A 23,597-nucleotide genomic window follows, 5' to 3' on the forward strand; every position below is an offset into this window, starting at 1 on the left:
GCCGCTCCCGCTCGGCCTCGGCCTGCCGGGACATGGACCGCTTCAGCGACTCCGGCAGCTGGACGTCCTTGATCTCGACCCGGTCGATGTGGATGCCCCACCCGGCGGCGGGGGAGTCGATCATCAGCGCCAGCCCCTCGTGCAGCCGCTCCCGGTCGCTGAGCAGATCGTCCAGATCACTCTTGCCGATGATGGACCGCAGGGAGGCCTGGGCGACCTGCCCGACGGCGAAGACGTAGTCCTGCACCTCGATGGACGCGCGCAACGGGTCGGTCACGCGGAAGTAGACAACCGCGTCGACCTTCACCGACACGTTGTCCCGGGTGATGCCCTCCTGGGTGGGCACGGGCATCGTCACGATCTGCACGTTCACCTTGCGCATACGGTCGGCGAACGGGATGAGGAAGGTGACCCCGGGCTGCCGATGGCTCGGCAGCGCCTTCCCCCACCGGAACACCACCCCGCGCTCCACCTGATTGACGACCCGCATCCCGCTCTTCAGCACGAGCAGCGCCAACAGGACCACCACGACGACCGCTACCACGGTGCCATCCATGGCACTCCAATCCTCGCAACCGGCACGGACACAGGCAAGGACACCGTGGGCGGCCGAAAGGATGCGGACCCCGCGTCATGACTGCGTCAAAAATGCCACCGCCGCGCCGATGGCTCTCGCGTCCGGTCGCGGGGCCGTCGTCCGTGGGGGAGCATGAACGGGATGATCGCGACATAAGGATGCATAACACCTCGCGGTCGAAAACGATGCACTTCCTTCGGCGGAACCCGTGGAACTGGTATGAATCGGCGGCCCCGGAGGGAAGCAGGCAAGCGCGAAAGCACGCAGGCACGGAAGGGAATCGATGGCATGGGGAGCGGTGTGTCTGAGGGCCGTCGGTCACGGCGGTGTCGCGGCGCGGGCGTCGTCGCCGGGGCTGTACTTGCCACCGCGGGATGCCTGACGCTCGTGGCATGCGGCAGCGGCGGCGGCAAGAGCAGCGGGAGCACGTCGTTCAGCCCCCGCCCCTCACCTCCCGCCACGGCGTCGTTCTCGGGGACGGCGCCCTCCGCGCTGTCCTCGGCCGCCTCCTCCGCCGTGGCGTCGGCCCGCGCGTCGGCCTCCGCCGCGGCGTCCTCGGCCTCGGCCAGGGCCTCGGAGTTCGAGGCGTCGGTGTCGGCCCAGACCGAACGGGCGAACGCCGCGGCCCGCAAGGAACTGGACAAGGTCCAGGGGCGCGGCAACGCGGCCTCCGACGTCTCGCTCACCGGCATGCCCCGGTCGGAGGTGGGCGGCCTGCTCGCGTTGCACGTCAACATCCGCAACTCCTCGGACAAGGCGGCGTCCTTCGCGGTCCAGGTGGACTTCCGCGACTCCAGCGGGAAGGTCGTGGAGAGCCGCTACGTCGGCGCGGAGAAGGTCAAGCCCGGTGAGACGGTGCATCCGGTCGTGATCAGCCATGAGCCTCCCGAGCCGAAGCTGAAGGCCGAGGTCGCGAAGGCGCAGCGGTACTGAGGGGCCCATGGCACAGGGCGGAGGCACGGCGGAGGCGGAGTCGGGAGTGCCCGCGGAGCCCTCGCGGGCGGCGAAGGTGTCCTTCCCGACCCTGACCTCGATGGTCGTGGGCTCGATGGTGGGCGCGGGGGTGTTCTCGCTGCCACGGCGGTTCGCCCAGGAGAGCGGTGTCGCGGGAGCGGTGATCTCGTGGGTGATCGCCGGGTTCGGGATGCTGATGCTGGCGTTCGTGTTCCAGACGCTGGCCGTGCGGCGCCCCGACCTGGATGCCGGTGTCTACGCCTATGCGAAGGCCGGGTTCGGCGAATACCTCGGCTTCTTCTCCGCCTTCGGCTACTGGGCCAGTGCCTGCGTCGGCAACGTCACCTACTGGGTGCTGATCATGTCGACGATCGGGCAGATCGCTCCGGCGCTCGGCGACGGCGACACCGTCCTCGCCGTGGTGCTCGGCTCGGTCGGTCTGTGGGGGTTCTTCTTCCTGATCAGGCTCGGCGTGAAGGAGGCCGCGGCGATCAACCGGATCGTCACCGTGGCCAAGCTCGTCCCCATCCTGGTCTTCATCGTCCTCGCGCTGTTCTGCCTCAGACCCCACGTCTTCGCCGACAACGTGCACGGAGCGGGGCACGTCGGGTCCCTGTTCGACCAGGTTCGCGGCACCATGCTGGCCACCGTCTTCGTGTTCCTCGGGGTCGAGGGCGCCAGCGTGTACTCACGACACGCCAGACGGCGCGAGGACGTGGGCCGGGCGACCGTGCTCGGCTTCCTCAGCGTCTTCGCCGTCTTCGCGTCGGTGACGATCGTGTCGTACGGCATCCTGCCGAGGGAACGGATCGCCCAGTTGCGCCAGCCCTCCATGGCCGGGGTGCTGGAGGCCGCCGTAGGCACCTGGGGCAACGCGTTCGTCAGTGTCGGGCTGATCATCTCGGTGCTCGGCGCCTATCTGGCCTGGGCGCTGATGGCGGCGGAAGTGCTGTTCGTCGCCGCCAAGGACGAGGACATGCCACGCTTCCTGTCCAGGGTGAGCAGGGCCGACGTACCCGTGCCGGCGCTGCTGCTGACCAGCTGTCTGTCCCAGCTGGTCCTCGTCATCACCCTCTTCTCCGGCGACGCGTTCGACTTCGCGCTGGACCTGACCAGCGCGCTGTCGCTGATCCCCTATCTGCTGGCCGCCGCCTACTGCGTACGGCACGCCGCCGGAGCGGGCCGTACGGCGCCCGGGGCCCGACGCGAGCTGATCGTGGCCGTACTGGCCACCCTCTACACCGCCTTCCTCCTCTACGCGGCCGGACCGAAGTTCGTCCTGGTGTCGTTCATCCTCTACGCGCCGGCGACCGTCCTGTTCGCCATGGGCCGCCGTGAACAGGGCCGGCCGGTCTTCTCCGGCCGCGAGGCCGTCATCTTCGCGGTGTCGGTGGCCGGCGCGGCCATGGGCGTCATCGCGCTGGCACTCGGCTGGATCCATCTGTGACCCCTGACGGAGCAACGCCCATGAACGCGAGACCGAACACGAACGCGCCCGAGACCGGGACCGGGACCGGGACCGGGAATGTGACTGCACCTGTGAACGAATCCACCGCCACCGCCACCGCCACCGCCACCTCCCCCTTCACCGACGGCGCTGCCCATGGCGTCCACTCCGAGGTGGGCCGTCTGCGCAAGGTGCTGGTCTGCGCTCCCGGCCTGGCCCACCGCCGGCTCACCCCGAGCAACGCGGGCGACCTGCTCTTCGACGACGTGCTGTGGGTGGAGAACGCCCAGCGCGACCACGCCGACTTCGTCAACAAGCTGCGCGGCCGCGGGGTCGAGGTGGTCGAACTCCACGACCTGCTCACCCAGACCCTGGCCGTGCCCGGCGCCCGCGACTGGCTCCTGGACCGCAAGATCACCCCGAACCAGGTCGGCCTCGGCCTGGTCGACAACACCCGGGCCTACCTGGCATCACTGCCGGACCGCCATCTGGCCGAGTACCTGATCGGCGGCCTGGCCACGGCGGACCTGCCGGAGGACTTCCGCAACGGACACGTATCCCTCGCCCAGGAGGACAAGGGCGCCCGCGAATACCTGATGCCCCCGCTGCCGAACACCCTGTACACCCGGGACACGACCTGCTGGCTCTACGGCGGCCTGACCCTCAACCCCCTGTACTGGCCGGCCCGGCACGACGAGACGCTGCTCATGAAGGCCGTCTACACCTTCCACCCCGACTACACCGGCTCGGTGATCTGGTGGGGCGACCCCGAGACCCGCTGGGGCAACGCCAGCTTCGAGGGCGGCGACGTCATGCCCGTCGGCAACGGGGTGGTCCTCATGGGCATGAGCGAACGCACCTCCCGCCAGGCCATCACCCAGGTCGCCGCGGCACTCTTCGCGAACGGCGCCGCCCACCGGGTGATCGTCGCCGGCATGCCCAAGCTCCGCTCCGCCATGCACCTGGACACGGTCTTCACCTTCGCCGACCGCGACATCGTCACCGTCTACCCCGCGATCATGGACGCGATCCACACCTTCACCCTCCACCCCACCGACCGGGCCCCCGGCCTGGACGTCGTGGACGAGGGCACCATGCCTTTCACCCAGGTGGTGGCCGAGGCCCTGGGCCTGGACGCCCTGCGCGTGGTGGAGACGGGCGGCGACTTCTACGCCTCCGAACGCCAGCAGTGGGACAGCGGCAACAACGCGGTCGCCGTAGAGCCCGGGGTCGTCTTCACCTACGACCGCAACACCACCACCAACACGCTGCTCCGCAAGGCCGGCGTGGAGGTCATCACCATCACCGGCGCCGAACTCGGCCGGGGCCGAGGCGGCGGCCACTGCATGACCTGCCCCATCGCCCGCGACCCGGTGGACTTCTGAACCCGGCAGGCCGACCGCGACCGGGAGCACTCACTTTGGCGAAGCCGGACGACTCGCCCCGGTTCCGCGGCGTCATCCGGGTGTGGCCGGCGTCCACCGGCTGTCAGGTGTAGGTCGTCTCCATGGGGAACGGCTCCTTCGCCGTGCGCATCACGAGTCGACAGGCACGGGCGCTCACGGTCTCGGTGAGGACGTCGGCGGCCGTGACCTCAACGCTGTCCCGGCCACTCGTCCCGCGAGTTCGACACACGTGCGGCCCGGCGCGCCAAGTTCGTCCCCGGCGCGAAACGGGAATCCGGTTGGTGTCCCGCCGCGTTCGGGAGACCTCTTGGCCCATCGCTCGACGACCCGACCGCTGTGGCGGCGCTGGCCCTGTTCGCCGAAGACGCCCGGACCGCCCGCACCCGCGTCTCATCCCTCCGCAGCAATCCGCCCAGTCAGAGCCTTCGTTGCGGGACAGCCGGCCGTGCACGCCTGGCCAGTTACCACGATGGGGTGAATCCAGCAGGTAAGCGGCAACCGCACGCCATCTTCACATGTCCCACAACTTGCTTTCGACAGCAGACACCTTGGGGGCCCCGTGAGTAACCAGCAGCCGCAGCACCCTGGATGGGCCCGCCCGCAGCAGCCCTACGGCCAGGCCCCCCACGGCCAGCAGCCGTACGGGCAGCCGCCGTTTCAGCCGCAGCCACCGAAAAAGGGACCCGGCGCAGGGAAGGTCATCGGTCTCGGCTGTCTCGGCCTCGTCGGCGTGGCCATCGTCCTCGGCATCGCCGCTGCGGCCGTCAGCAGCAGCGGCTCGAACGACTCCAGCAGCAGCGCCTCGAAGTCCACGACCGGCAACAAGATGGCCGCCGGCGCCAAGGACGACAGCAAGAGGGCCAGCGCCCCGAAGACCGTCGTCTTCAAAGTCTGGGGGACCGCCCCGGCCGGAGCGCTCGGCGGTCTCGACATCAACTACGGCTCCGACAACGACACCCGCAAGGGCGTATTCAAGAACGGCAAGTTCGAGGCCACTCTGCCCCTCAAGAAGGGGGCGATGTACTACACGCTGAACGCCCAACTGCAGGGTTCGGGGGACATCAACTGCAGCGTGACCGTGGACGGGCAAACGAAGTCCGGGCACGCGTCGGGCGGCTACAACATCTGCGATGCCCAGCTCAGCAGCGACTTCACCGGCGGCTGGCAGTAAGAGGGGCCCGGATTCCTGGCCGCCCATCCTCGAACCGAACAACTGCCCCTGGGGGAACCATGACCGACGCCAGCCCACCACCGATGCCGCCGTACAGCCCGACACCACCGGTGATGAAGTCCCGCACCAACCTGATCATCGCGGCTTCAGCCGCCGCCGTCATCGCGGCGGTCATAGGCACCGGAATGGTCGTCATGCACTCCAGCTACGGCAGTAAGCCGGCCGTGGCCGCCAAGCCGACGGGCGGCGCCACGGAGACACCGACCCCCACGCCGTCGTACGGCGAGGTGACCGCCGACAGCTTCACCATCGAGCTGAGAACCACGAAACGGCAGTGTTTCGGGACGGCCGGCTGCAATGTGACGGTCGAGCCGGACCTCACCTACCTGGGGGACAGCGAGGGCATCGACCCGGACGCCGTGTACGAGATCACTTACGAGATCCACGGCGACGAGTCCGGCCCGGTCATCGAGACAGCCGAGCTGTCGGACCGGACGAGCCTGAACTACACGCCGTCCGTGATCAGCACTGCTTCGGCGGGCACGAATGTGTCCGTGGAGATCACCGACGTCACAGCCCAGGGAGGATGAGGCGTCGAAGGCCAGGTGTGTAGCGGCCTTGCTTCCCGAGGTGCTCGATGCCGTTGGTCAACCCCGGCCCTCTCCGGCCGAGGTCGTGCAAAGTCCCAAGTTAACCGTAGCGCCCCTGACGGCGTGCAGGGGTTGTTCGCGTGTGAAGTGACCTGCGGTTTCCTCTGATCGCTTAGGCGACGCTCAGTACGTCGGCACTCGTGGTGAGAGTGCATCCACCCGTAAAGAAGACGCAGCGAGAGTGGGGAAGTGGCCCAAGGAAAAAGGCCCCGGACCCTCCCTGACCTGGGAGTTCCGGGGCATCAGTCCTGCTCGCTACTGTGCCCCCGGCAGGATTCGAACCTGCGACACCCGCTTTAGGAGTTCGATCTACGCCCACCCCTGGTGCCGCCGTCGGCTGATCCGACGGTCGTGCGGGGGCGCCGCTGTGTGCTGCCGTTCGGCCTCGTTGATGTCAGCCGTGGATGTCACCCACGTCCGTTGAGGGCGTCCGCGAGGGCCTGGGCTTGGCTTGGTGTGATACCGAGGGCGAGCGGTATTTGGCGCGGGCTGTAGGACGACGAACACACTGCGATCGGGCTGTCGGTAGTCACGGTCCAGCAGGGGGCGCCGTCTGGCTCGTCCTCGCCCAGCAGGGCTGTGGCCAACTCGTCGGCTGCGCCGGGATGCAGGCCACATTGGGACAGCGCTTGCGCCATCATGCCGTGTGCTTCGCCGGGCATATCGGCATCGCCCAGCATCGGAAGCAGGAGCAGAAGGCGTTGTGATGCATCCGTCAAACCTTCAGCGCTGTCCTGTGGGGCCTCGACGAGAGCGGTGAACTCCGCCCAGGACAGCCCGGGGCCGGCTCCGTCCGCACCGCACTGACCGAGGTAACCGAGTCGCCCCCAGTCCGGGTGGCGGACGAAGAATTCGACGTTGTTCACGTCTTCGAAGTTGGCATACACAACGTAGGCCGTATGCCCACTGGCGAAGGGGACTCGCAGCACAGGCCAGGGCTCTTTAGGGTCGCCCAGGTGCTCCACCATCTCCTCGTAGACCGATTCGTCCACCCCGTATCGCTCTGGATCCTCGCTTGGATCACCCACGGTCAACAGGAGGTGGGCGAGCCAGAAGGCGGGCTCCCGCGCAAGATCCTCGGCGGCCACCAGTTCGCAGTCGTCGAGGTACTCCGGGATGTGCACAGAAACAGCCATGCGCGGAGCGTACTCGGCGCGCCTCCGTGGTCAGCGGCGACGGCGTATGCCCCTGGGGCACGGGCGATGCCAGGCGAGCGGCCTCAACGGGCGGTGGGCTCGCTGTCGACTGTCGACTAGCGGTTGATCGGGATCTCGTACACGATCTCGCAGTGCGCGGCGGGTACCACGATGTCCGCCGTCTCCACGGGCCGTCCCTGGTCGCTGTAGTACGTCCGCCGGATGTGGGTGACGAGTGCGGCCTTCTGGATGCCGAGTATCGACGCCTCCTCGGCGGTCGCCTGCCTCGGCTCGGGCTGCTCCACGGCGTGGCTGACGGTGACGCCGATCGCGGCCATGCGGTTCACGACACCCGCCCCGGCGTGCGGCCCTCCCTCGGGGAGGACAACGAGAGTGCCGGCGGTGAGGTCGTACGGCTCCCAACTCGTGGACAGCTGCACGGGCCTGCCGTCGGCCAGGAACTCGTACGTCGTCCGGACACAGAGGTCGCCCCCGGAGATGCCCAGCCGCGCAGCAATGTCCGCCGGCGCCGGGACCTTGGCATCGGTCCGGCTCTCCCAATCGCCTTGCTTGCCCACGGCCTTCATGTCCGCGCGGAACGGCGATCCGCTGGGCTGCTCCCGAGCCGACGACCGGACGACCCGGACCCGCTGCCGGGGCTCGGCGACATACGTGCCCGATCCGGCCCGCCCCTCCAGCACACCTTGGGAGATCAGCAGTTCCTGCGCCCGGCGGACCACGTTCTCGCCCACGCCGCACTCCTGGCCGATCTGCGCACGGGAGGGCAGACGATCCCCCGGCTCCCATACGTGCTCCGCGATCCGCCGCCGGAGTTCGTCAGCGATACGGAGATAGGGCGGCTGCTCAGGCATATGGAAAATCTAGTCCACTAGCTCTAATCTAGTTAACTAGCTTCACTGAAAGTGATTCGCCGGTGACGGAGGCTGCCCTGTGCCCGCTTCGGGAGTTAGCGCGGCGGCCATCGTTGCCCGGCTGTCCGCCGTCGGGCTCGTCGCGCGAGTGGAGGAGCACGACCGGTACGCGTCGGTCGAAGCGGAGGTGCCGGACTCGCTCTCTGCCGATTTATGGCGGGAGGTCCTGGAAGCGGTGGCGGAAGCCGATCGGTTCGGTCTCGTCGCCACCAGTCTGAACGGCCGCACCCTCTGGGCGGTCGTACGCAAAGCGGTCCCCACGACGGGCGATGTCGGGGGACCAGCCATCAGCGATAGGAGCTGAGTAGCGTGCTCAACCGTATCCGCCGTGCCGTCTCGCTCACCAGAGCGCGGTACGCCCCCAAGGGCAGGCACCGCCGGCCTTTAACGTCCTCCCGGCCGACGGCTACTGCCGGGCCCGCTGCGCCTGGTGACGGACTGGCGGCGACCTTGGGACAAGCCCCGGACACCGAGTACCGCGCGGACTTGCTCTCGGGCGAGGACAATGCGCTCGTCCGCCCGTACGTGCTGGCCTGGGAGAAGCGAGTACGGCCGCGCGCGGTGGTCGTCGCCTCCCGTCTGTCGACGGAAGCCTGGTCGGCCTTGGCGGGGGTCAGCTGATGCCTTCCCGCCAACAGCCCCGCATTGCGGACACTTCGGCCACCGCCTACCGGTCGACCGCATGCCGGATCGGCACACACTCCGCCTGCGCGGAGTCCTCCCCGGTCTCGGCACCCGTCGACCTGCCGGTGGTCTATGAGGCGTGTGACTGCCTGTGCCACTCGATGCTCGCCCATTCCGCGCCATCGGAGGTGAAGCGGTGAGAGTCCCTGCCCCCGTCGGCGCGCTGGCATCCAACGTCGAGGTCACCGCGAACACCGTCCGGCGCGGCGACATCATCCAGGTCGGCGGCCGGGCATGCCGTGTGGGCAACCTCTTCCAACTGCCCAACGGCGCCAAGCAACTCCTCTTCGAGTCAGGCGAGCTTCTGACCATACACACGCGTACCCGACTCGCCGCGGTGCGGATGACGAGAAGGCGGTGATCGGGTTCATGGCCTCTCGTCATCACGACATCGCCGACAGCCTCCGGCACCAGATCACGACCGGGCGCATCAAGCCTGGCGAACGCCTTCCGCCTGAGTCCGGATTGGCCAGCCAATACAAGGTCAGCACGGCGACGCTGCGGAGCGCTCTCGCGGTGCTTCAGGGAGAAGGAATCGTCGAGAAGATCCACGGTAAGGGGAACTTCGTTCGTCGCCCTCTCCGCAAAATCACCTACGTCGGCGGATGGGGCACGCTGGACCCTCGGACTGCTGCTGACGCGGACCTGCGCGTCACGGTCCGCACGACCGCGATCGGTGCGTGCGGGGATCTGACGGCCCTGCTGCGAGTTCCGAACGGCAGCCCACTGACCGAGTTCCTCTGTCTCAGTTACGAGGGAGAGTCCCCGCACAGCCTGGCCCGCATCTACGTCCCGCACGACCTGGCGCCGACCGCTGCGCTTGGCCACGGATCCCCAAGGAGCTTCGCCGTGCCCAACCCTCTGCCGGCAGACGTCAGAGAAACGGTTTCCGCCCGCCTCCCGACACCAGATGAGGCGTCGGCCCTCCGGATCAACTCAGCCTTGGCGATCCTCGCGATCACGCGCGTCGCAGCCGACGCAGCCGGGCGGGTCGTCGAAGCCGCCCTTCTGGTGTTCCCGGGGGATCGCGTCGACGCGATCTTCACTACCCACCACGTGATCGACGAGAGGAAGACGCAGGGATGACGGCACGGAGTGAACTGCGGCTTCTCCCGTGGGCAGGGCGGGAGGGCACGCCCTGCTACCTCAGCACCGATGACAGAAACGGCCACATGTCCCGCCTGGCGGACAACGTCGAGGCGATGCAACTCGGGATGGCGGCCGAACTGTTGGACCAGGCCTCGGAAACCCTCAGCGACAGAGATTCGGCGCCTGAGGACGTGCGCCGTCTGGCGGACAAGCTGACCGGATCTCTGCGCGATGTACTCCGCGTAGCGATCAGCCGCGGCCACCTCCTGATGGCGAGGGAACCTCACCGCTTCTGAAGGAGACGGTCAGTAACAACGGCTGCTTCAGCCCTCACAGGGAGAGGAGCCCGGACACAGACCCGGGACCTCTCCCTGTTGCGTCGTTAGCCGAGCCCGAGCTATACGTCGTGCGTGCACCCTGACGGGATGGCCTGTAACGGCTCCGGAGGCCGCTCGGTTCATTGAGGTATGCGCAGGTCAGACGCTCGTGGTTGTCGCATAGCGAGAGGTGGGTCCACAAGTGGTCCACAGAGCGTTGCTACTCGGTGGAGGCTTCGTCCGGTGCGTTCACCAGGAGCTTCCTTGCGTGCGAGTTCCACTCGGCGAGCTGCTCGATGGTCGCCACGTGCCGCGGCAGGCCGCCTTCACGGAGGATGCTGTCGCGGCGTTGCAGGACCAAGGCTGCCTCTTCTCGGTAGAGTCCCTGCCAGAGGCTCAGCCGGTCCGGGTTGAGGGAAGTACGCCGGCAGTCAGTATTGATGAGCCGTTCCACCCGGCCGGCGAGGCCGTAAAAGTCGTCTTCCAGCTGGCTGCGCTCGGCTGCCTTGCCCATGTGTTGCCCCCAAGTGGAATGTCCGGCCCACACATGCTACGCGGATCCAAGCCTCGGCTGGCTGAGTCCGCCACTCCGACCACATCGGCTGTGCGTTGCCCCGAACGGCATCAGATGCCAGATCCCACCGATGGCGGCTGGCCTACCAACATGCTGCGGGTCCTGGCTGGCCCAGGAAGTGGCGGCGCCTGGACCGTGACCTCCTCGGACGTGAGCCGAGATGGCGCGCGACGTGCGGACATCCTTGGAACGCAGGGGCCCGCCACTTTAAGCTGCGTCATCTGGCCAGAGGTCCTTATTGCGGCTGCGGACGAGGTCCCAATATCTTCAGGCCTGCGAGCGAACACCAAACGATGTACTGATCCCACGCGATGAAAATCCGCATATGATCAATATGTCTGTTATGAGGGGGTACCGATTGGACGCCGTGGAACTTCAAGCGGAGCTGGACACCCACAGGCAAGCAGTGGACACGGAATACTTCGACCTGTCGATTCGTGAGATCGTTCGAATGGTCGAAGAAGAAGAGATCCGCGTTGCACCGGCATACCAGCGTAAATTTCGATGGCCCAACGAAGTTCAATCTGCCCTCATTGAATCGCTGTTGCTCGGCCTCCCTATTCCGGCCATCTTTGTGGCTACGAATAAAGACGGTACGTGGGACGTTGTCGACGGGTTGCAGCGCACGGCGACGATCCTCAAGTTCTATGGGATAGATGTACCCGGGGCTGAGGAGTTGCAGTTCTCTGCAGAACCGCTCAAACTGAGCAACCTGAATCAGTTGAAGAAATTTTCCGGGCTGTCATACAAAGACCTTCCCATGCCCATTCGCCTGACGCTTGGCAAGCGATATGTGCGGGTTCAGGTCCTGAGTGACAAGTCTGATCCCGGGGTGCGATTCGAGTTGTTCCGGCGTCTGAACGCCGGCGCCGTGGCGCTGACACCTCAAGAGATCCGTAGCTGTGTGTTCCGCGGACCTTTCAATAGTTTGATCGAAGAGCTCGCCGCAACGCAAGACTACAAAGATCTTTTGAAGCTTCAACCTAAGAATAAGGTGGACGGTACCGCTGAGGAGATCGTTCTGAAATTCTTTGCCTACATGGATGGGATGGACAAGTTCGATGGCGATGTAGTCGGCTTCTTGAACAACTACATCAAGCGGCGAGTGGATGACACGAATCTCGATGAAGATCGCCAAATCTTCCTCAAGGCCGTCTCTCACTTGAAGCAGGTTACTGGTGGCCATTTCACTCGTTCCGGCGTGTCCGTAACCCCGGTAAACCAACTGGAGGGTGTGCTGATTGGTATTGCGCGTATCTTTAAGGAGGGAAAAAGGCCTAAGATCCCTGCCGACGGATGGGCCAATGACGAGCAGTTGGTAGGGTTCAGCACTCAAGGAACGAATAGTCGCCCGAAGCTGCGCGGCAGGATCCTCCGGTCGCAGGAGCTTTTCTCCTGAAATGACGACCCTGACGATTACTGCTGTGTTCGATCATGCGGTGGGTCAACTCGACCGCGAGCGACGTCGTATCGATTCTCTCGAGAAGGCGTCTAACACGGGTTCGTCTTCGGCCCTTAAGTTCGACCATGACGGCTTCTCGGCGATAAACCGAGCATTGTCGTATGTTGTGATGGGAGGAGTGCTCGAGGAGCTAATGAGAGAGCTTCCTGCCGCCTTGGCGGCAGATGTGCTGAATCTGGGTATCGAACGAAGACACCTCCCAGCCTCTCTCGTGGCTGCAATGGATGCCGCTACGTTTCGCAAGTGTGGAACCGACAATGTCGCTGCATTAATAGAGCGTGCTGGAATCGTCCAAACCGTTCTCTCTCACGCCAACGACGCTCGTCCTGTAGTCGACTTCGGGGATCTCTTCAAGCTGGCCGATGGGCAGACCATCGGTGAAAAGCATTTCCAAGCGCTATGGATGATACTAGGGCTCCCCGGAGACTGGAAGAACGACCCCAATGACGCTCTGCTGCTTAAGGAGATCAAAGGAAAGCGAAACGATGTCGCTCACTGGACCGAGGATCCGGTAGTCGTGGGCAGAAGCAAAAAACCGTCCGATCTACGGCAAATGATCAGCCGCCTGAGTGATTTGATTCAGCACTTTCATTTGGGGGTTTGGTATTGGCTGGAAGACAGGAAGCCCTAGTAGTTACCCTCTTAACGGCATAGATTAGATCGTGCTGTATAATTGGGCGTTCGTGTGCGAGTAAGTGGGAAGAGGCTGTGAAGAGAGGTCAAGCGGAGGGCGGAGCCAACGCGGTGGTGCAGCTTCCCCTGCCTGTTTCGAGTGATGACTTTCTCGATAGGCCCCGTATTTTGTCGCCCAAGAGGCCTCCGGTGGAGACTGCTGGCCTGGCAGACATCTTCCCCTACTATGCAGGCTTCGCGTTCGACTGGGCATGTAAGCAGCTTCACGCTCAGTCGAATGGAGATCCGGAGAAGGTGGTACTTGATCCGTGGAATGGGAGCGGAACCACCACCCTTGCTGCGCAGTCCGACGGGCACCCGTCGTTCGGTATCGATCGGAACCCTGTCGCGAATCTTGTTGCTCAGTTGAGGTGTCAGGTTCGAGTTACTGGAAATGTGCTTCTTCCTCCTCGCAGGTCTAGGACTTCTGGGAAGAAAGCTGCCCAAGATGCGCTGTCTAATTGGTTCTCGCTGGCGTCTGTTGCGCGCATAAGGGACTGGACGCGTAGCTTTCAGGGCGAGTCTCTCGAAGCTAGAATTGTGGGAACGGTAAGTATTTTCCGGGTTGTTCGATCCGTGACTGAGCGGTTCGAAGGGAGCAATCCCACATGGGTGAAACGTGCTAAATCTGACGACGAACTGTTGGATATTTCTCCCGATGACTTGGATAGCTTGATTCTTGCGGAGCAGGAAGACCTTTGGGGGCGGCTAATGTCTGCTCCTCGAGGAGCAGGGCGCACGTCAATCGTTACAGCTTCCTCGGATCGGTTGCCCATTGCCGACGATTCCGTCGATCTCATTCTGACGTCTCCTCCCTACCTAACGCGTATCGACTACGGTGTCGCCTATTGTCGGGAACTGGCCGTCCTAGGAATCGACGTGCTGAGCAACCGTGATCTTCGAGCGGACCTTATGGGGACGACGCTCATCCGCGGTGACGCTGCCAGTCAATTTAAACCGGGCAAAATTGCCTGCGACCTTATGCATCGAGTGTCATCGCATAGCAGCAAGGCTTCAGGCGGCTACTACCTAAAGCAGACCAGGCAGTATTTGCGTGACCTGTCGGCGGGTTTCGATGAGATGACTCGCGTTGTTAAGCCTGGGGGAACGCTCTGCATGGTGGTTCAGGACTCGTACTACAAGGACGAGCCGGTTCCTCTTGCGGATATTTGCATCGATGAGGCCGAGGTTCGAGGGTGGGGCCTTGTCCTCAATGAGCAATTTCCAGTCAAGAGGACGTTGACCACTTTGAACAAGTCGGCGCGAGAGTACAAAAAGGCTCAAGTGTCGGAAAGCGTGATCACGTTCAGTCTGAGGTCGGCGTAGCGGCTTTGGCCGGGAGCTGCTTTGGCGCGAGTGATCATGGCCCCGTAAGCTTTCGGCGCGTCGGGCAGTCTGTGGACCTGCCCGGTGAAGCACGACGTTGGGGCCATGATCTTCGAGGCTCGCGCCAAAGTGGCTGGCTAAAGCCGTGGAGCCGACCGCCCCAGCCACGATGTACCCCTTCTCTGACGTCAGGTGGCTGATTGCTGTGCGCGCGGCACGGGCGCCGGCCGGGCTGGAGCGGGGCGGAGACAAGAGCGCAGGCCCGGCCGGGGGTCGGGCCGCGCGCGGTGAGCGGAGCGAGCCGCCTTGATGAAGGAGAGAAGGTTTTATCCCGCTGGGATGAGGCGTTTGCCGTCGTGGCTGCGTACGTGGGGGCCGTTGCCGTCCAGGGCGTCCAGGAGTCTGACTGCGAAGACCTCGGCCATGCGTTCGCTGACCTCGTCGGGTGTGAGCCAGGAGACGGCTGTGGACTCGCTTGAGGTGCGTTCGGTGCCGCCGGAGGGCTTGCAGCGGAAGACCAGGGCCACGATGCCGCGGGTGAGGTTCTTGTAGACGCCGGTCAGTTCGTCGACCTCGACGTGGATGCCGGTCTCTTCCAGGACCTCGCGGGCTACGCCGGCCTCGGGGGTCTCGTTGAGTTCGAGGATGCCGCCGGGGAGTTCCCAGGTGCCGTTGTCGGCTCGGCGGATCGCCAGGAGGCGGCCGTCCTCGCGCACTACGACTCCGGCCACGGATACGGAGTGCAGGGGGGAGGGTGTCGCTTCCTGTGCTTGACTCATGTAGAGGAGCATAGGAGGCAGGGAAGGACTATGGGAACTGCGACTGGAGGGGTCGGATCCGGGCCTCGGTACGTGCAGATCGCGGATGAGATCGTGCAGCAGATCCGGGCGGGGGTTCTCAAGCCTGGTGACATGGTGCCGAGTGAGTCTGAGCTGGTGGATCGCTATGGCGTGTCCGGCGGGACGATTCGTAAGGCCATGGTCGAGGTGCGGGCGAGTGGGCTGGTCGAGACTCGGCACGGCAAGGGCTCGATTGTGAAGAACCGGCCTCCGGTGCGCCACCGCTCTTCCGATCGCTTCCGGCGTTCGCTTCGGCAGGGTGGGCAGGCGGCGTACCTCGCGGAGTCCGCGCAGTCCGGTGCGGCTGCCAAGGTCAGTGTTCTCTACATCGGGCCCATGGAGGCGCCCGAGGATGCCGCCCGGCGCCTGGGCGTCCCGGTCGGTGCGCAGGTGCTGGCTCGCCGGCGCCTCTACTTCCGTAACGGCACCCCGGTTGAGACGGCGACGTCGTACCTGCCGTGGGACGTGGTGAAGGAGATTCCGGAGTTGTTTGCCGAGAACCCCGGCGGCGGTGGCATCTACGCCCGACTCGAAGACCACGGGCATGAGTTCGCGGAGTTCGTCGAGACGTTGCAGGCGCGGCCGGCCTCGAAGGCGGAGGCCTCGGAGCTGGCGCTGAGTCCGGGTGCGCCGGTGGTTCATCTGATCCGTGAGGCTCGTACGACCGAGGGTCTCGTGGCGGAGGTGTGCGACACGCTCATGGCCGCTGACCAGTTCGTTTTCGAGTACAGGATCCCCGCCGCCGACTGACGCCCGCTCAACTTCCCGTAACCCGTCGCGAGTTCTTCTTCGCGGCGGGTTGACTCATGTACAGGAGTGAGGCACTCTTCTTCATGTCACTCATGTACATGAGTGGCGGAGTCCAGCATCTATAGAGGAGTGATCTCTGTGCGTCAGATTCCCGTCGACACCGCCGGCGCGGTCGTGATGGTCGCCAAGTCCCCGCAGGTCAAGGTGCGTGACCGTCGTACCGGCGAGATCGCCACCGACACCGAGACCGGGGCGAAGCTGATGACGGTGGACGTGATGTTCGCGGCGAACGAGGAGGTGGAGATCCTGTCCATCACCGTCCCGGAGCCCGGCATCACCGGCGAGCTGGCCATGGGCACGCCGGTCGCGCTCACCGGTCTGATCGCCCGGCCCTGGGAAAACGACTTCAACGGCCAGAAGCGACACGGCATCGCGTTCCGCGCGGTCGCGGTCACCTCACTCGCCGACGCCGCCGCAGGGCCCAAGGCGGCCTGATCATGACCGACTTCACGGTCGCCCTGGTGCTGGTCGCCGTCGCCGTGGGTCTCCTGCGGTGGCGGCGCCCCGCCTGGTACTGGTTGACCTTCGGGGTCACGCTGGCCGTGGTGCGGGTCCTGGTACGGTACGGCACCGTCATGGACGCGTGCGGGTTAACCGTGCCGCCCGCGCGGTGGCGGCTCGCTCTCGCCCGTGCCACCAACCGGCCGATACCGGAGCCCCGTTCCCCGCGCATCCTGCGGCTGCGGCCGACTCGTACCGGTCTGGTCCTGCGGCTCAAGCTCCGTCCCGGACAGGATGCCTTCGACGTCGCCGCCGCCTCGGACCGGCTCCGGCACTCGTTCTCGATGTACGGCGTGACCTCGCGGGAGCTGCGCTCCGGCGTCGTAGAGGTGCGGATGACCGGCTACGACGTGCTCAAGCGGGTGCAGATGCCAGCCGAGACCGACGTCCGGCCGATGCGGGTGCCGGTCGCCCTGCGGCAGGACGGCTCGGTGCACTACCGCGACTATCGCGCGATACCCCACGCGCTCACCCTCGGAGCCACGGAGTCCGGCAAGTCCGTCTACCAGCGGAACCTCGTCGCCGGGCTCGCGCCGATGGACGTTGCCCTTGTCGGCATCGACTGCAAGCAGGGGGTTGAACTGTTCCCGTTGGCCCGCCGGTTCTCCGCGCTGGCCGACGACCCCGACACCGCCGCCGAAGTTCTCGATGCGCTCGTGGTCCGGATGGAGGGCATCTATCAGGTCATCCGGGCTCAGCAGCGGATCACCGCTGACGTGCCGGACGCGGAGATCGCGGCCGACATCTGGGACCTGCCCGATCACCTGCGCCCGGTCCCCGTCGTGGTCCTGGTCGATGAGGTCGCCGAACTCGCCTTGTACGCGAGCAAGGAGGAGGAGAAGCGCCGGGACCGGATCATCACTTCCCTGGTTCGCCTCGCCCAGCTCGGCCGCGCGGCCGGCATCTACCTCGAAATCTGCGGCCAGCGCTTCGGCTCCGAGCTCGGCAAGGGCATCACCATGCTCCGCGCCCAGCTCACCGGCCGCACCGCCCACCGCGTCAACGACGAGTCATCCGCCAACATGGCCTTCGGCGACATCGCCCCGGACGCCGTCCTCGCCGCCATCCAGATCCCGGCCGAGATGCGGGGGCTCGCCATCTCGGGCGACTCCTCCGGAGGGTGGCACCGCATCCGCGCCCCGCACACGTCGCTCCGCCAGGCCGTGAACATCTGCAACCGGCACGCCGACCGGACCCCGGACCTGCCAGAGCTGGCTCCGTTCCGGCCCGCCCTCGCCGACTCGGCCGCATCTCCAGTGTCGCTGGCCAAGGCTTCCTCGGCCGCCGTCTGATCTCTCTCCGATCCCCACCGGTCGGCGCGACCACCTTCGCGCCAGGTCCCTACCCCCGCCATGCCAAAGAAGGGAGACCCCGCCGTGTGCCCGAACTGCGAGGACTTCGCCCGGACCGTGCTCCTTCTCGGCCAACTCGCCCTGTACGCCGACATGGTTGGCGCTGACCTCGACTTCGTGGAAGCCGTCAGCGCGTCCCTCGCCGTCTCGCTGCCCGAGCCCCCGCCCGGCACGTTCCCGGACGGCTACGACCCCTACGGCGGCCCCGCCTACCCCGGTGACTCCTGATGGGTCCCCGTCACGGCCTCCGGGTCGACGCGGTCCTCGTTCAGGCCGTCATCGCCGGTGCCCTGTCCTTCGCCCATCTGCACGACATGGCCTCCGCTGCCGGACAGAACGGCTGGAAGGCCTGGGCCTACCCGGTCAGTGTCGACCTGCTCATGGTCGCGGCTTGGAGGCGGCTGCGCAGTGAGGGCCCGTCTCGACTGGCCTGGTGCTGGTTCGTCGTCGCGCTGTTCGCCTCGCTCGGCGCCAACGTAGCCACGGCCGGGTTCCTGGACCTGGCCGACCCGCCCGCCCTGCTCCGCCTCGGCATCGCCGGATGGCCTGCGCTCGCCTTCCTCGGCGGAACGCTCCTCGCACACTCCTCGGCTGCGGAGTCGGGACCGGTTCCGCCGGCACCCGTCGCGGACGCGGAGGAGTCGGTGCCTCTGGCCGAGCATCCGATCCCAGACGCCGGACGCGCGTCGGTCACGGGAGCTGTACCCGAGTCAGGCCCAGCCCTCGCTTCTCCGGACCAGGTTCCCGCCCCGGCCCCTGCCACTGCTCCTGCGGTCCCCGCCGTCCTGATCGACCACGCCCGCAAGGTCGCCGACGAGTACCGCACCCGCACCGGATCCCCGATCGATACAGACACCCTGCGCTCCCGCCTCGGCGTCCCGCCCCACCTCGCCGACGCCATCGCCGCCCACCTCACCTGACCAGCAAGAGAGGGAGATCGATGACCCGTGACCCCGCCGACCTGACCGCCTCCGACTACCTCGACGGCGCCCGCGAGATGGCCTCCGCCAACCGGCCCTTCCTCGCCCACCTGCTTACCGAGGAAGCCGCCCGGCGCACCGCCGACCCGGCCACCGCCGCCGGTATCCGCGCCAGCTTCCCTGCCCCGACCACGGCCCGAGAGGAGACCGACTGACATGCCCGCCCGCGACCACTTCCACTCCGTGATGCGTATCGGCCCGGTACAGATCGGCACGCACCGCGACCGCCACGGCCAGACCAAGCACGCCGCCGTGTGCACATCGGACGGCTGCGGCTGGTCCTCCGACTTCTCCAGCCAGTCCGCCGCCCAGCTCGCCGCCCGCACCCACCGCTGCCGCATCCGCTAGGAGGTCACCGCCATGCAGGTCCCGCTCTGGTTCGTGCTGCTCGTCGTCGGCTACCTCGGCGTCAAGCTCATCCGCCCGCCCGCCTGGCTCATCGCCGTACTCCTGCTTGGCGGCTTCCTCCTCGCCGACAGCGTCCTCGCCCCGGCCATCAACGCCCTCGTCAAGTAGCCCGCCCGCGAGAGGAGATCACCGATGTTCCGCCCGAAGATCCCCACCATGCCCATGCCGACGGGCCTCAGCACTCCGTCCGCCGTCGTCGAGCCGACCACCGTCACCCGGAACGCAGAGACCCCGCCAGCTGTTCCGACGACCCCGACGCCGTCCCGGCCCACGGTCCAGCTCACCCCCGGCACCGCGCTCGCCCTTGTCGGCGGCGGCACGGCCGTCGTCCTGGTCCTCGGCGCCGTCCTGGTCTCGCTGCTCCTGGCGGTCGCCATCACTGGCGCCTCGGTTGCCGTCTGCGCCGTCGTCCTGCGCTCCCTGCTCGCCTCCGACGCCAAGCGTCGCTGACCGGCACCCGGGCGAAGGAACACCCAGCATGGCCCACCGCGCCTCACCCGCAACACCGAGGGCGCCCATGCCGGACACACTGCTCGACCCGATCACCCTCGGGGACGTGCTCCGGGTGGCCTCGGCCTCCGACTACGCCCGCTGGGAGGACCAGATCCGCCGCACCGGCGGCTGCTCCGACCCGATCCACCTCACCGGCTGGGTCCTCCACAAGGACAAGACCAGCGGCGAGACCCTGCACCACTACTCCACCGAGAACGAGCCGGGCGGGCGTCTCCGCCTCGCCTGTGGCAACCGCCGTGCGTCCCGCTGCCCGTCCTGCGCCTGGACCTACGCGGGCGACACGTACCACCTGATCCGCGCGGGCCTGGCCGGAGACGACCGCCGCGACGTACCCGCCACCGTCCGCGATCACCCGCGCGTCTTCGCCACCCTCACGGCCCCCTCGTTCGGCCCGGTCCACAACCGCCCCGACCACGGCTCCTGCCGCGCTGGCACCCCGCACGCCCCCGACGCTCCGGAGCTGGGCACCGCCCTCGACCCAGACACCTACGACTACGCGGGTGCCGTGCTGTTCAACAACCACGCCGGACAGCTCTGGCAGCGCTTCACCACGCGACTCCGCCGCGAACTCGCCGCCCGCGCCGGCCTGCCCCGCCGGGAACTCGCCGAACACCTTCGCGTCTCGTACGGCAAGGTCGCCGAGTTTCAGAAGCGCGGTGCCCTGCACTTCCACGCTGTCGTACGCCTCGACGGCCCGGAGGGAGCCGGAACGCCACCGCCCGCCTGGGCCACGGTCGACCTCCTCACCGAAGCCGTACGTGCCGCCGCAGCGCACTCGTACACGTCCATCTCGGTCCCGGCTGCCGGTGACCAGACCGCCCGTACCTTCCGCTGGGGCCGACAGCTCGACGTCCGGCCCGTGAAGGCCTTCGGCGACGGCTCCGACATCACCGAACAGGCCGTCGCCTCATACGTGGCCAAGTACGCCACCAAAGCAGCCGAGAACACCGGCACCCTCGACCGCCGCATCGGCGAACTCGCCGAACTCGACCGCCACCAGGTCCCCCACCACACCCGGCGACTCATCACCGCGTGCCGCGATCTGGACAGCCTGTACCCGGACCGCCGCCTCTGGGCCTGGGCCCACATGCTCGGCTTCCGCGGCCACTTCTCGTCCAAGTCCCGCACCTACTCCACCACCCTCGGCGCCCTACGCCAGGAACGCGCCGACTACCGCGCCGCCCAAGAGGCATCCGCCCTCGGCCTCGACGATCGCGAGCCGGACACCGTCCTCGTCCTGGCCGACTGGCAGTACGCCGGCCACGGCCACACCCCGGGCGAAGCCGCCCTCGCCACGACCATCGCCCGCGATCTCCAACTCAACCGCGAGACCGCCCGCGACGCCCTTGCTGGCCAGCCCGCTCGCGAAGGAGCCGCAGCATGACCACCGCCACCGCTCAGCTCCTGACTGTGCCGGAAGTCATGACTCGGCTGAAGCTCGGACGCTCCAAGGTCTATGACCTGATCCGGTCCCACCGCCTGGTCTCGATCAAGATCGACGGTGCCCGTCGAATCCCCGCTGATGCCGTCACGGACTTCGTCCGCGGTCGGATTGAGGAGGCTGCCTGATGGCCAGTCAGCGCAAGCGCAACCCGAACGGCGCCGGGACCATCACCAAGCGCAAGGACGGCCGTTTTCAGTGCGCGGTCTACGTGCTCCAACCGGACGGCACGCGCGCCCGCAAGTTTGCCTACGGCAAGGACTGGGCGGAATGCGACGCCAAGCGCCGGGCGCTGCTCGACAAGGTGGACCAGGGCGTGCCCGTGCCCACCAAGTCGGCCAAGCTCTCGGAATGGCTGCCGTACTGGCTGGACAACGTCATCAAGCCCCGCCGGAAGCTCAGCACCTTCGACAAGTACGAGGCGCACGTCCGTCTCTACCTGGTGCCCCTCCTCGGTACCAAGCGGCTCGAATCCCTTGGCGTCGCCGACGTCCGCCGGTTCCTCGTGCGCCTGGAGAAGGACACCACCGCAGCAACGGCCAAGGAATCGCACCGAGTTCTGCGCTCTGCACTGTCCTCCGCCTGCCGCGAGGAACTGATCACGCGCAACGTCGCCAAGCTCGTAGAGCCGCCCCGTACGGACACGCCTGAGCTGCACCCCTGGACCCTGGACGAGACGCTCGACTTCCTCGCCGCCTCGCGCAAGGACCCGCTCTACGCGGCCTTCGTGCTCGCCATCGCCATGGGCCTCCGTCGGGGAGAGATCGTCGGCCTCCGCTGGTCGGACGTCGACCTCGACAACCGCGTCCTCTACGTCCGTCATCAGGTCCAGCGCCGCCGTGGCGTCCTGTACGACGATGACCCCAAGAGCCGCCGTCGTCGCGCCGTCCCGCTGCCCGCCCTCTGTATCGCGCCCCTGCGCTGGCACCGCATGCGGCAAGCAGCCGCTCGGACCAAGGCGGGGGAGAGGTGGCAGGACTCCGACTACGTCTTCGCCACCCGCACCGGCCGTCCCGTCGAGCCGCGCAACCTCTACCGCTCCTTCACCCGCGTCGCCGAGTCCGCCGGCCTCCGCGTCATCCGCCTGCACGACGCTCGCCACGGCACGGCCACGCTCCTCACGGCGGCCGGAGTCGCGCCCCGCGTCGTGATGGAGATCCTCGGCCACTCTCAGATCAGCATCACCATGGACGTCTACACCCATGTCGTCCAGGACACGCAGCGCGAGGCCATGAGCCACATGGACCGGCTGCTCAGGAACAGGAAGAGGCGCCCCGGTCGCGACTGATCGCCACCGTTGATGTCAAAAGTAGATGTCAAAGGCCCCGGACCATGATCGGTCCGGGGCCTTTTCCCATGTGCCCCCGGCAGGATTCGAACCTGCGACACCCGCTTTAGGAGAGCGGTGCTCTATCCCCTGAGCTACGAAGGCGGGGCCTTGCGTAAAACGTGGCTGAATACTCTGAGTGACTATTCGGCCTGGTTGTGGCAAGGGTGGGGACCGTCATCGAGGTGGCGGTCCCTGACAGGGTAGCGGATCAGGGTGGGGTTGGTGGGCTGGGGCTGATGCCCCAGCCCGGTTCATGATCTGCGGGGTGCGCTGCCGCCGCCACTGAGGTCGGTGGTCTCTGCAACCGCACTCGTCAGCTCTGCGGAGGCGGCCTGCGCCGCTTCGCGGCGGCCTCAGCCGACCACGCCGTGTTCCCAGGCCCAGGCTGCGATCTCCACACGGTTGCGGGCCGGTAGTTTGTCCTGGACCCGGCTGAGGTGACTCTTGATGGTGCTGAGCGAGAGAGTCAGCCGTTCGGCGATCTCGTTGTTCGTGTGTCCGCGGGCGACCAGGCTCACGACCTTGAGTTCCTGGGGAGTGAGCCGTCGTGCGGCGGCGGCTCCGGTCTCGGCGCGCGATGGTTTGCTCAGGTGTTTCAGGAGCCTGACGGTGACGGACGGCGAGATGAGGGAGTCACCGCTGACAGCGGCATGCACCGCTTCGATCAGCAGCCGGGGGCCGGAGTTCTTGACCACGAAGCCGCTGGCGCCGGCGCGGATCGCTCCGTAGACGTACTCGTCCATGTCGAAGGTCGTCAGGATGACGACCTTCGTACCGTCCGTCGCAGCGCTCTGTGCCTGGCGCAGTCGCCTGGTCGCCTCCAGACCGTCCAGCCTCGGCATGCGGATGTCCATCAGGCAGACGTCCGGTCGCAGTCGGTGAACTGCCTCGACCGCCTCGACACCGTCGGACGCCTCCCCGACCACGGAGATGTCGTCCTGCCCCTCCAGGATGAGGCGGAAGCCCATCCGCACCATCTCCTGATCGTCGGCGATCACCACAGAGACGCTCACTACGACTTCCCAC

The 23,597-nt window shown here is 66.7% G+C and carries 30 protein-coding genes, 1 tRNA gene and 1 pseudogene; 25 read left to right on the top strand and 7 right to left on the bottom strand.

What is annotated here, in order from left to right:
• Positions 1 to 31: 31 nt before the first annotated feature.
• Positions 32 to 556: pseudogene (locus AQI95_RS50570) on the bottom strand (SPFH domain-containing protein); the annotation flags it as partial.
• Between the two features lie 309 nt (positions 557 to 865).
• On the opposite strand from AQI95_RS50570, the gene AQI95_RS11480 reads away from it, so the two are divergent.
• The 5 genes from AQI95_RS11480 to AQI95_RS11500 all read left to right on the top strand — a co-directional run bounded on the left by AQI95_RS11480 (position 866) and on the right by AQI95_RS11500 (position 6,145).
• The gene (locus tag AQI95_RS11480) at positions 866 to 1,510 is read left to right on the top strand and encodes a hypothetical protein (RefSeq protein ID WP_107121601.1); all 645 of its coding nucleotides are present in this window, start codon (positions 866 to 868) and stop codon (positions 1,508 to 1,510) included.
• Between the two features lie 7 nt (positions 1,511 to 1,517).
• Complete coding sequence (locus AQI95_RS11485) at positions 1,518 to 2,978, top strand: basic amino acid/polyamine antiporter (RefSeq protein WP_079071192.1); 1,461 nt, start codon at positions 1,518 to 1,520, stop codon at positions 2,976 to 2,978.
• A 92-nt stretch (positions 2,979 to 3,070) separates the two neighbouring features.
• Positions 3,071 to 4,363 (top strand): arginine deiminase, encoded by a 1,293-nt coding sequence (locus AQI95_RS11490; protein ID WP_067121055.1) that lies wholly within the window; start codon positions 3,071 to 3,073, stop codon positions 4,361 to 4,363.
• A 580-nt stretch (positions 4,364 to 4,943) separates the two neighbouring features.
• Complete coding sequence (locus tag AQI95_RS44725) at positions 4,944 to 5,555, top strand: MmpS family transport accessory protein (RefSeq protein WP_079071194.1); 612 nt, start codon at positions 4,944 to 4,946, stop codon at positions 5,553 to 5,555.
• Positions 5,556 to 5,614: 59 nt separating this feature from the next.
• A complete protein-coding gene (locus AQI95_RS11500) occupies positions 5,615 to 6,145 on the top strand; it encodes a hypothetical protein (RefSeq protein ID WP_079071195.1) in 531 nt (176 codons plus the stop codon).
• Positions 6,146 to 6,612: 467 nt separating this feature from the next.
• Here AQI95_RS11500 and AQI95_RS11505 read toward each other — a convergent pair whose 3' ends face one another.
• The gene (locus AQI95_RS11505) at positions 6,613 to 7,341 is read right to left on the bottom strand and encodes a hypothetical protein (RefSeq protein WP_159056503.1); all 729 of its coding nucleotides are present in this window, start codon (positions 7,339 to 7,341) and stop codon (positions 6,613 to 6,615) included.
• A 116-nt stretch (positions 7,342 to 7,457) separates the two neighbouring features.
• The gene (locus AQI95_RS11510; RefSeq protein WP_067121061.1) at positions 7,458 to 8,213 is read right to left on the bottom strand and encodes a GntR family transcriptional regulator; all 756 of its coding nucleotides are present in this window, start codon (positions 8,211 to 8,213) and stop codon (positions 7,458 to 7,460) included.
• A 79-nt stretch (positions 8,214 to 8,292) separates the two neighbouring features.
• Between AQI95_RS11510 and AQI95_RS11515 the strand changes: the two genes are divergently transcribed.
• From AQI95_RS11515 to AQI95_RS11535, 5 genes are all read left to right on the top strand, one after another.
• On the top strand, positions 8,293 to 8,577 hold the full coding sequence (locus AQI95_RS11515) for a hypothetical protein (RefSeq protein WP_067121063.1): 285 nt from the start codon (positions 8,293 to 8,295) through the stop codon (positions 8,575 to 8,577).
• Between the two features lie 146 nt (positions 8,578 to 8,723).
• Positions 8,724 to 8,894 carry a hypothetical protein gene (locus AQI95_RS48930; RefSeq protein WP_244188706.1) on the top strand — a complete coding sequence of 57 codons (171 nt, stop codon included), beginning with the start codon at positions 8,724 to 8,726 and terminating at the stop codon, positions 8,892 to 8,894.
• Positions 8,895 to 9,093: 199 nt separating this feature from the next.
• Positions 9,094 to 9,318 (top strand): hypothetical protein, encoded by a 225-nt coding sequence (locus AQI95_RS11525; protein ID WP_067121067.1) that lies wholly within the window; start codon positions 9,094 to 9,096, stop codon positions 9,316 to 9,318.
• Positions 9,319 to 9,326: 8 nt separating this feature from the next.
• Entirely contained in the window at positions 9,327 to 10,043 is a 717-nt protein-coding gene (locus AQI95_RS11530; protein ID WP_067121559.1) for a GntR family transcriptional regulator, read from the top strand.
• On the top strand, positions 10,040 to 10,342 hold the full coding sequence (locus AQI95_RS11535) for a hypothetical protein (protein ID WP_067121070.1): 303 nt from the start codon (positions 10,040 to 10,042) through the stop codon (positions 10,340 to 10,342). The genes AQI95_RS11530 and AQI95_RS11535 overlap by 4 nt, the downstream gene beginning before the upstream one ends.
• 241 nt (positions 10,343 to 10,583) lie before the next feature.
• On the opposite strand, the gene AQI95_RS11540 is transcribed toward AQI95_RS11535, so the two are convergent.
• On the bottom strand, positions 10,584 to 10,877 hold the full coding sequence (locus AQI95_RS11540) for a hypothetical protein (protein WP_067121072.1): 294 nt from the start codon (positions 10,875 to 10,877) through the stop codon (positions 10,584 to 10,586).
• Between the two features lie 427 nt (positions 10,878 to 11,304).
• On the opposite strand from AQI95_RS11540, the gene AQI95_RS11545 reads away from it, so the two are divergent.
• The 3 genes from AQI95_RS11545 (at position 11,305) to AQI95_RS46445 (ending at position 14,397) form a co-directional block, all read left to right on the top strand.
• Positions 11,305 to 12,336, top strand: coding sequence for a DUF262 domain-containing protein (locus tag AQI95_RS11545; protein WP_244188719.1), 1,032 nt, complete (start codon positions 11,305 to 11,307; stop codon positions 12,334 to 12,336).
• 1 nt (position 12,337) lies between these two features.
• Positions 12,338 to 13,030, top strand: a complete 693-nt coding sequence (locus AQI95_RS47295) for a hypothetical protein (protein WP_159056505.1) — start codon at positions 12,338 to 12,340, stop codon at positions 13,028 to 13,030.
• Positions 13,031 to 13,647: 617 nt separating this feature from the next.
• Positions 13,648 to 14,397, top strand: a complete 750-nt coding sequence (locus AQI95_RS46445; protein ID WP_159056506.1) for a DNA methyltransferase — start codon at positions 13,648 to 13,650, stop codon at positions 14,395 to 14,397.
• A gap of 326 nt (positions 14,398 to 14,723) precedes the next feature.
• Here the strand turns inward: AQI95_RS46445 and AQI95_RS11555 are convergent, their stop codons facing one another.
• Positions 14,724 to 15,188 carry an NUDIX hydrolase gene (locus tag AQI95_RS11555; protein ID WP_067121077.1) on the bottom strand — a complete coding sequence of 155 codons (465 nt, stop codon included), beginning with the start codon at positions 15,186 to 15,188 and terminating at the stop codon, positions 14,724 to 14,726.
• An 18-nt stretch (positions 15,189 to 15,206) separates the two neighbouring features.
• Here AQI95_RS11555 and AQI95_RS11560 point away from each other — a divergent pair, with 18 nt between their 5' ends.
• The 12 genes from AQI95_RS11560 (at position 15,207) to AQI95_RS11610 (ending at position 22,529) form a co-directional block, all read left to right on the top strand.
• A complete protein-coding gene (locus tag AQI95_RS11560) occupies positions 15,207 to 15,986 on the top strand; it encodes a GntR family transcriptional regulator (RefSeq protein ID WP_067121079.1) in 780 nt (259 codons plus the stop codon).
• Between the two features lie 138 nt (positions 15,987 to 16,124).
• Positions 16,125 to 16,481 carry an SCO3933 family regulatory protein gene (locus tag AQI95_RS11565; protein ID WP_067121081.1) on the top strand — a complete coding sequence of 119 codons (357 nt, stop codon included), beginning with the start codon at positions 16,125 to 16,127 and terminating at the stop codon, positions 16,479 to 16,481.
• Between the two features lie 2 nt (positions 16,482 to 16,483).
• Positions 16,484 to 17,839, top strand: a complete 1,356-nt coding sequence (locus AQI95_RS11570; RefSeq protein ID WP_067121083.1) for an FtsK/SpoIIIE domain-containing protein — start codon at positions 16,484 to 16,486, stop codon at positions 17,837 to 17,839.
• A 60-nt stretch (positions 17,840 to 17,899) separates the two neighbouring features.
• A complete protein-coding gene (locus AQI95_RS11575; protein WP_244188707.1) occupies positions 17,900 to 18,127 on the top strand; it encodes a hypothetical protein in 228 nt (75 codons plus the stop codon).
• The gene (locus tag AQI95_RS11580; RefSeq protein ID WP_067121087.1) at positions 18,127 to 18,819 is read left to right on the top strand and encodes a DUF2637 domain-containing protein; all 693 of its coding nucleotides are present in this window, start codon (positions 18,127 to 18,129) and stop codon (positions 18,817 to 18,819) included. Before AQI95_RS11575 ends, AQI95_RS11580 begins: the two co-directional genes overlap by 1 nt.
• A 20-nt stretch (positions 18,820 to 18,839) precedes the next feature.
• Positions 18,840 to 19,034, top strand: coding sequence for a hypothetical protein (locus tag AQI95_RS11585; protein ID WP_067121089.1), 195 nt, complete (start codon positions 18,840 to 18,842; stop codon positions 19,032 to 19,034).
• Position 19,035: 1 nt separating this feature from the next.
• The gene (locus tag AQI95_RS11590) at positions 19,036 to 19,227 is read left to right on the top strand and encodes a mobile element transfer protein (protein WP_067121091.1); all 192 of its coding nucleotides are present in this window, start codon (positions 19,036 to 19,038) and stop codon (positions 19,225 to 19,227) included.
• Positions 19,228 to 19,239: 12 nt separating this feature from the next.
• Entirely contained in the window at positions 19,240 to 19,395 is a 156-nt protein-coding gene (locus tag AQI95_RS46450; protein ID WP_107121604.1) for a hypothetical protein, read from the top strand.
• 24 nt (positions 19,396 to 19,419) lie between these two features.
• Positions 19,420 to 19,737 (top strand): SpdD-like protein, encoded by a 318-nt coding sequence (locus AQI95_RS11595; RefSeq protein ID WP_067121093.1) that lies wholly within the window; start codon positions 19,420 to 19,422, stop codon positions 19,735 to 19,737.
• A gap of 67 nt (positions 19,738 to 19,804) precedes the next feature.
• Positions 19,805 to 21,184 carry a replication initiator protein RepSA gene (repSA, locus tag AQI95_RS11600; protein WP_208614142.1) on the top strand — a complete coding sequence of 460 codons (1,380 nt, stop codon included), beginning with the start codon at positions 19,805 to 19,807 and terminating at the stop codon, positions 21,182 to 21,184.
• Positions 21,181 to 21,369, top strand: coding sequence for a helix-turn-helix domain-containing protein (locus AQI95_RS11605; protein ID WP_067121097.1), 189 nt, complete (start codon positions 21,181 to 21,183; stop codon positions 21,367 to 21,369). The genes repSA and AQI95_RS11605 overlap by 4 nt, the downstream gene beginning before the upstream one ends.
• On the top strand, positions 21,369 to 22,529 hold the full coding sequence (locus tag AQI95_RS11610) for a tyrosine-type recombinase/integrase (protein ID WP_107121605.1): 1,161 nt from the start codon (positions 21,369 to 21,371) through the stop codon (positions 22,527 to 22,529). The genes AQI95_RS11605 and AQI95_RS11610 overlap by 1 nt, the downstream gene beginning before the upstream one ends.
• A gap of 71 nt (positions 22,530 to 22,600) precedes the next feature.
• On the opposite strand, the gene AQI95_RS11615 is transcribed toward AQI95_RS11610, so the two are convergent.
• Positions 22,601 to 22,673: transfer RNA gene (locus AQI95_RS11615), tRNA-Arg, on the bottom strand.
• A 251-nt stretch (positions 22,674 to 22,924) separates the two neighbouring features.
• A complete protein-coding gene (locus AQI95_RS11620) occupies positions 22,925 to 23,584 on the bottom strand; it encodes a response regulator transcription factor (protein WP_079071198.1) in 660 nt (219 codons plus the stop codon).
• Between the last annotated feature and the right edge of the window lie 13 nt (positions 23,585 to 23,597).

Origin of the sequence: Streptomyces yokosukanensis (assembly GCF_001514035.1) — a bacterium.
GTDB lineage: Bacteria > Actinomycetota > Actinomycetes > Streptomycetales > Streptomycetaceae > Streptomyces > Streptomyces yokosukanensis.

Excerpts from the sequence above, each read along its gene's own strand:
- AQI95_RS11480 (WP_107121601.1), top strand. The coding sequence starts at position 866 with ATGGGGAGCGGTGTGTCTGAGGGCCGTCGGTCACGGCGGTGTCGCGGC.
- AQI95_RS11485 (WP_079071192.1), top strand. The coding sequence starts at position 1,518 with ATGGCACAGGGCGGAGGCACGGCGGAGGCGGAGTCGGGAGTGCCCGCG.
- AQI95_RS11500 (WP_079071195.1), top strand. The coding sequence starts at position 5,615 with ATGACCGACGCCAGCCCACCACCGATGCCGCCGTACAGCCCGACACCA.
- AQI95_RS11505 (WP_159056503.1), bottom strand. The coding sequence starts at position 7,341 with ATGGCTGTTTCTGTGCACATCCCGGAGTACCTCGACGACTGCGAACTG.
- AQI95_RS11510 (WP_067121061.1), bottom strand. The coding sequence starts at position 8,213 with ATGCCTGAGCAGCCGCCCTATCTCCGTATCGCTGACGAACTCCGGCGG.
- AQI95_RS11530 (WP_067121559.1), top strand. The coding sequence starts at position 9,327 with ATGGCCTCTCGTCATCACGACATCGCCGACAGCCTCCGGCACCAGATC.
- AQI95_RS11535 (WP_067121070.1), top strand. The coding sequence starts at position 10,040 with ATGACGGCACGGAGTGAACTGCGGCTTCTCCCGTGGGCAGGGCGGGAG.
- AQI95_RS11540 (WP_067121072.1), bottom strand. The coding sequence starts at position 10,877 with ATGGGCAAGGCAGCCGAGCGCAGCCAGCTGGAAGACGACTTTTACGGC.
- AQI95_RS47295 (WP_159056505.1), top strand. The coding sequence starts at position 12,338 with ATGACGACCCTGACGATTACTGCTGTGTTCGATCATGCGGTGGGTCAA.
- AQI95_RS11555 (WP_067121077.1), bottom strand. The coding sequence starts at position 15,188 with ATGCTCCTCTACATGAGTCAAGCACAGGAAGCGACACCCTCCCCCCTG.
- AQI95_RS11560 (WP_067121079.1), top strand. The coding sequence starts at position 15,207 with ATGGGAACTGCGACTGGAGGGGTCGGATCCGGGCCTCGGTACGTGCAG.
- AQI95_RS11570 (WP_067121083.1), top strand. The coding sequence starts at position 16,484 with ATGACCGACTTCACGGTCGCCCTGGTGCTGGTCGCCGTCGCCGTGGGT.
- AQI95_RS11575 (WP_244188707.1), top strand. The coding sequence starts at position 17,900 with ATGCCAAAGAAGGGAGACCCCGCCGTGTGCCCGAACTGCGAGGACTTC.
- AQI95_RS11580 (WP_067121087.1), top strand. The coding sequence starts at position 18,127 with ATGGGTCCCCGTCACGGCCTCCGGGTCGACGCGGTCCTCGTTCAGGCC.
- AQI95_RS11585 (WP_067121089.1), top strand. The coding sequence starts at position 18,840 with ATGACCCGTGACCCCGCCGACCTGACCGCCTCCGACTACCTCGACGGC.
- AQI95_RS11590 (WP_067121091.1), top strand. The coding sequence starts at position 19,036 with ATGCCCGCCCGCGACCACTTCCACTCCGTGATGCGTATCGGCCCGGTA.
- AQI95_RS46450 (WP_107121604.1), top strand. The coding sequence starts at position 19,240 with ATGCAGGTCCCGCTCTGGTTCGTGCTGCTCGTCGTCGGCTACCTCGGC.
- AQI95_RS11595 (WP_067121093.1), top strand. The coding sequence starts at position 19,420 with ATGTTCCGCCCGAAGATCCCCACCATGCCCATGCCGACGGGCCTCAGC.
- repSA (WP_208614142.1), top strand. The coding sequence starts at position 19,805 with ATGCCGGACACACTGCTCGACCCGATCACCCTCGGGGACGTGCTCCGG.
- AQI95_RS11605 (WP_067121097.1), top strand. The coding sequence starts at position 21,181 with ATGACCACCGCCACCGCTCAGCTCCTGACTGTGCCGGAAGTCATGACT.
- AQI95_RS11610 (WP_107121605.1), top strand. The coding sequence starts at position 21,369 with ATGGCCAGTCAGCGCAAGCGCAACCCGAACGGCGCCGGGACCATCACC.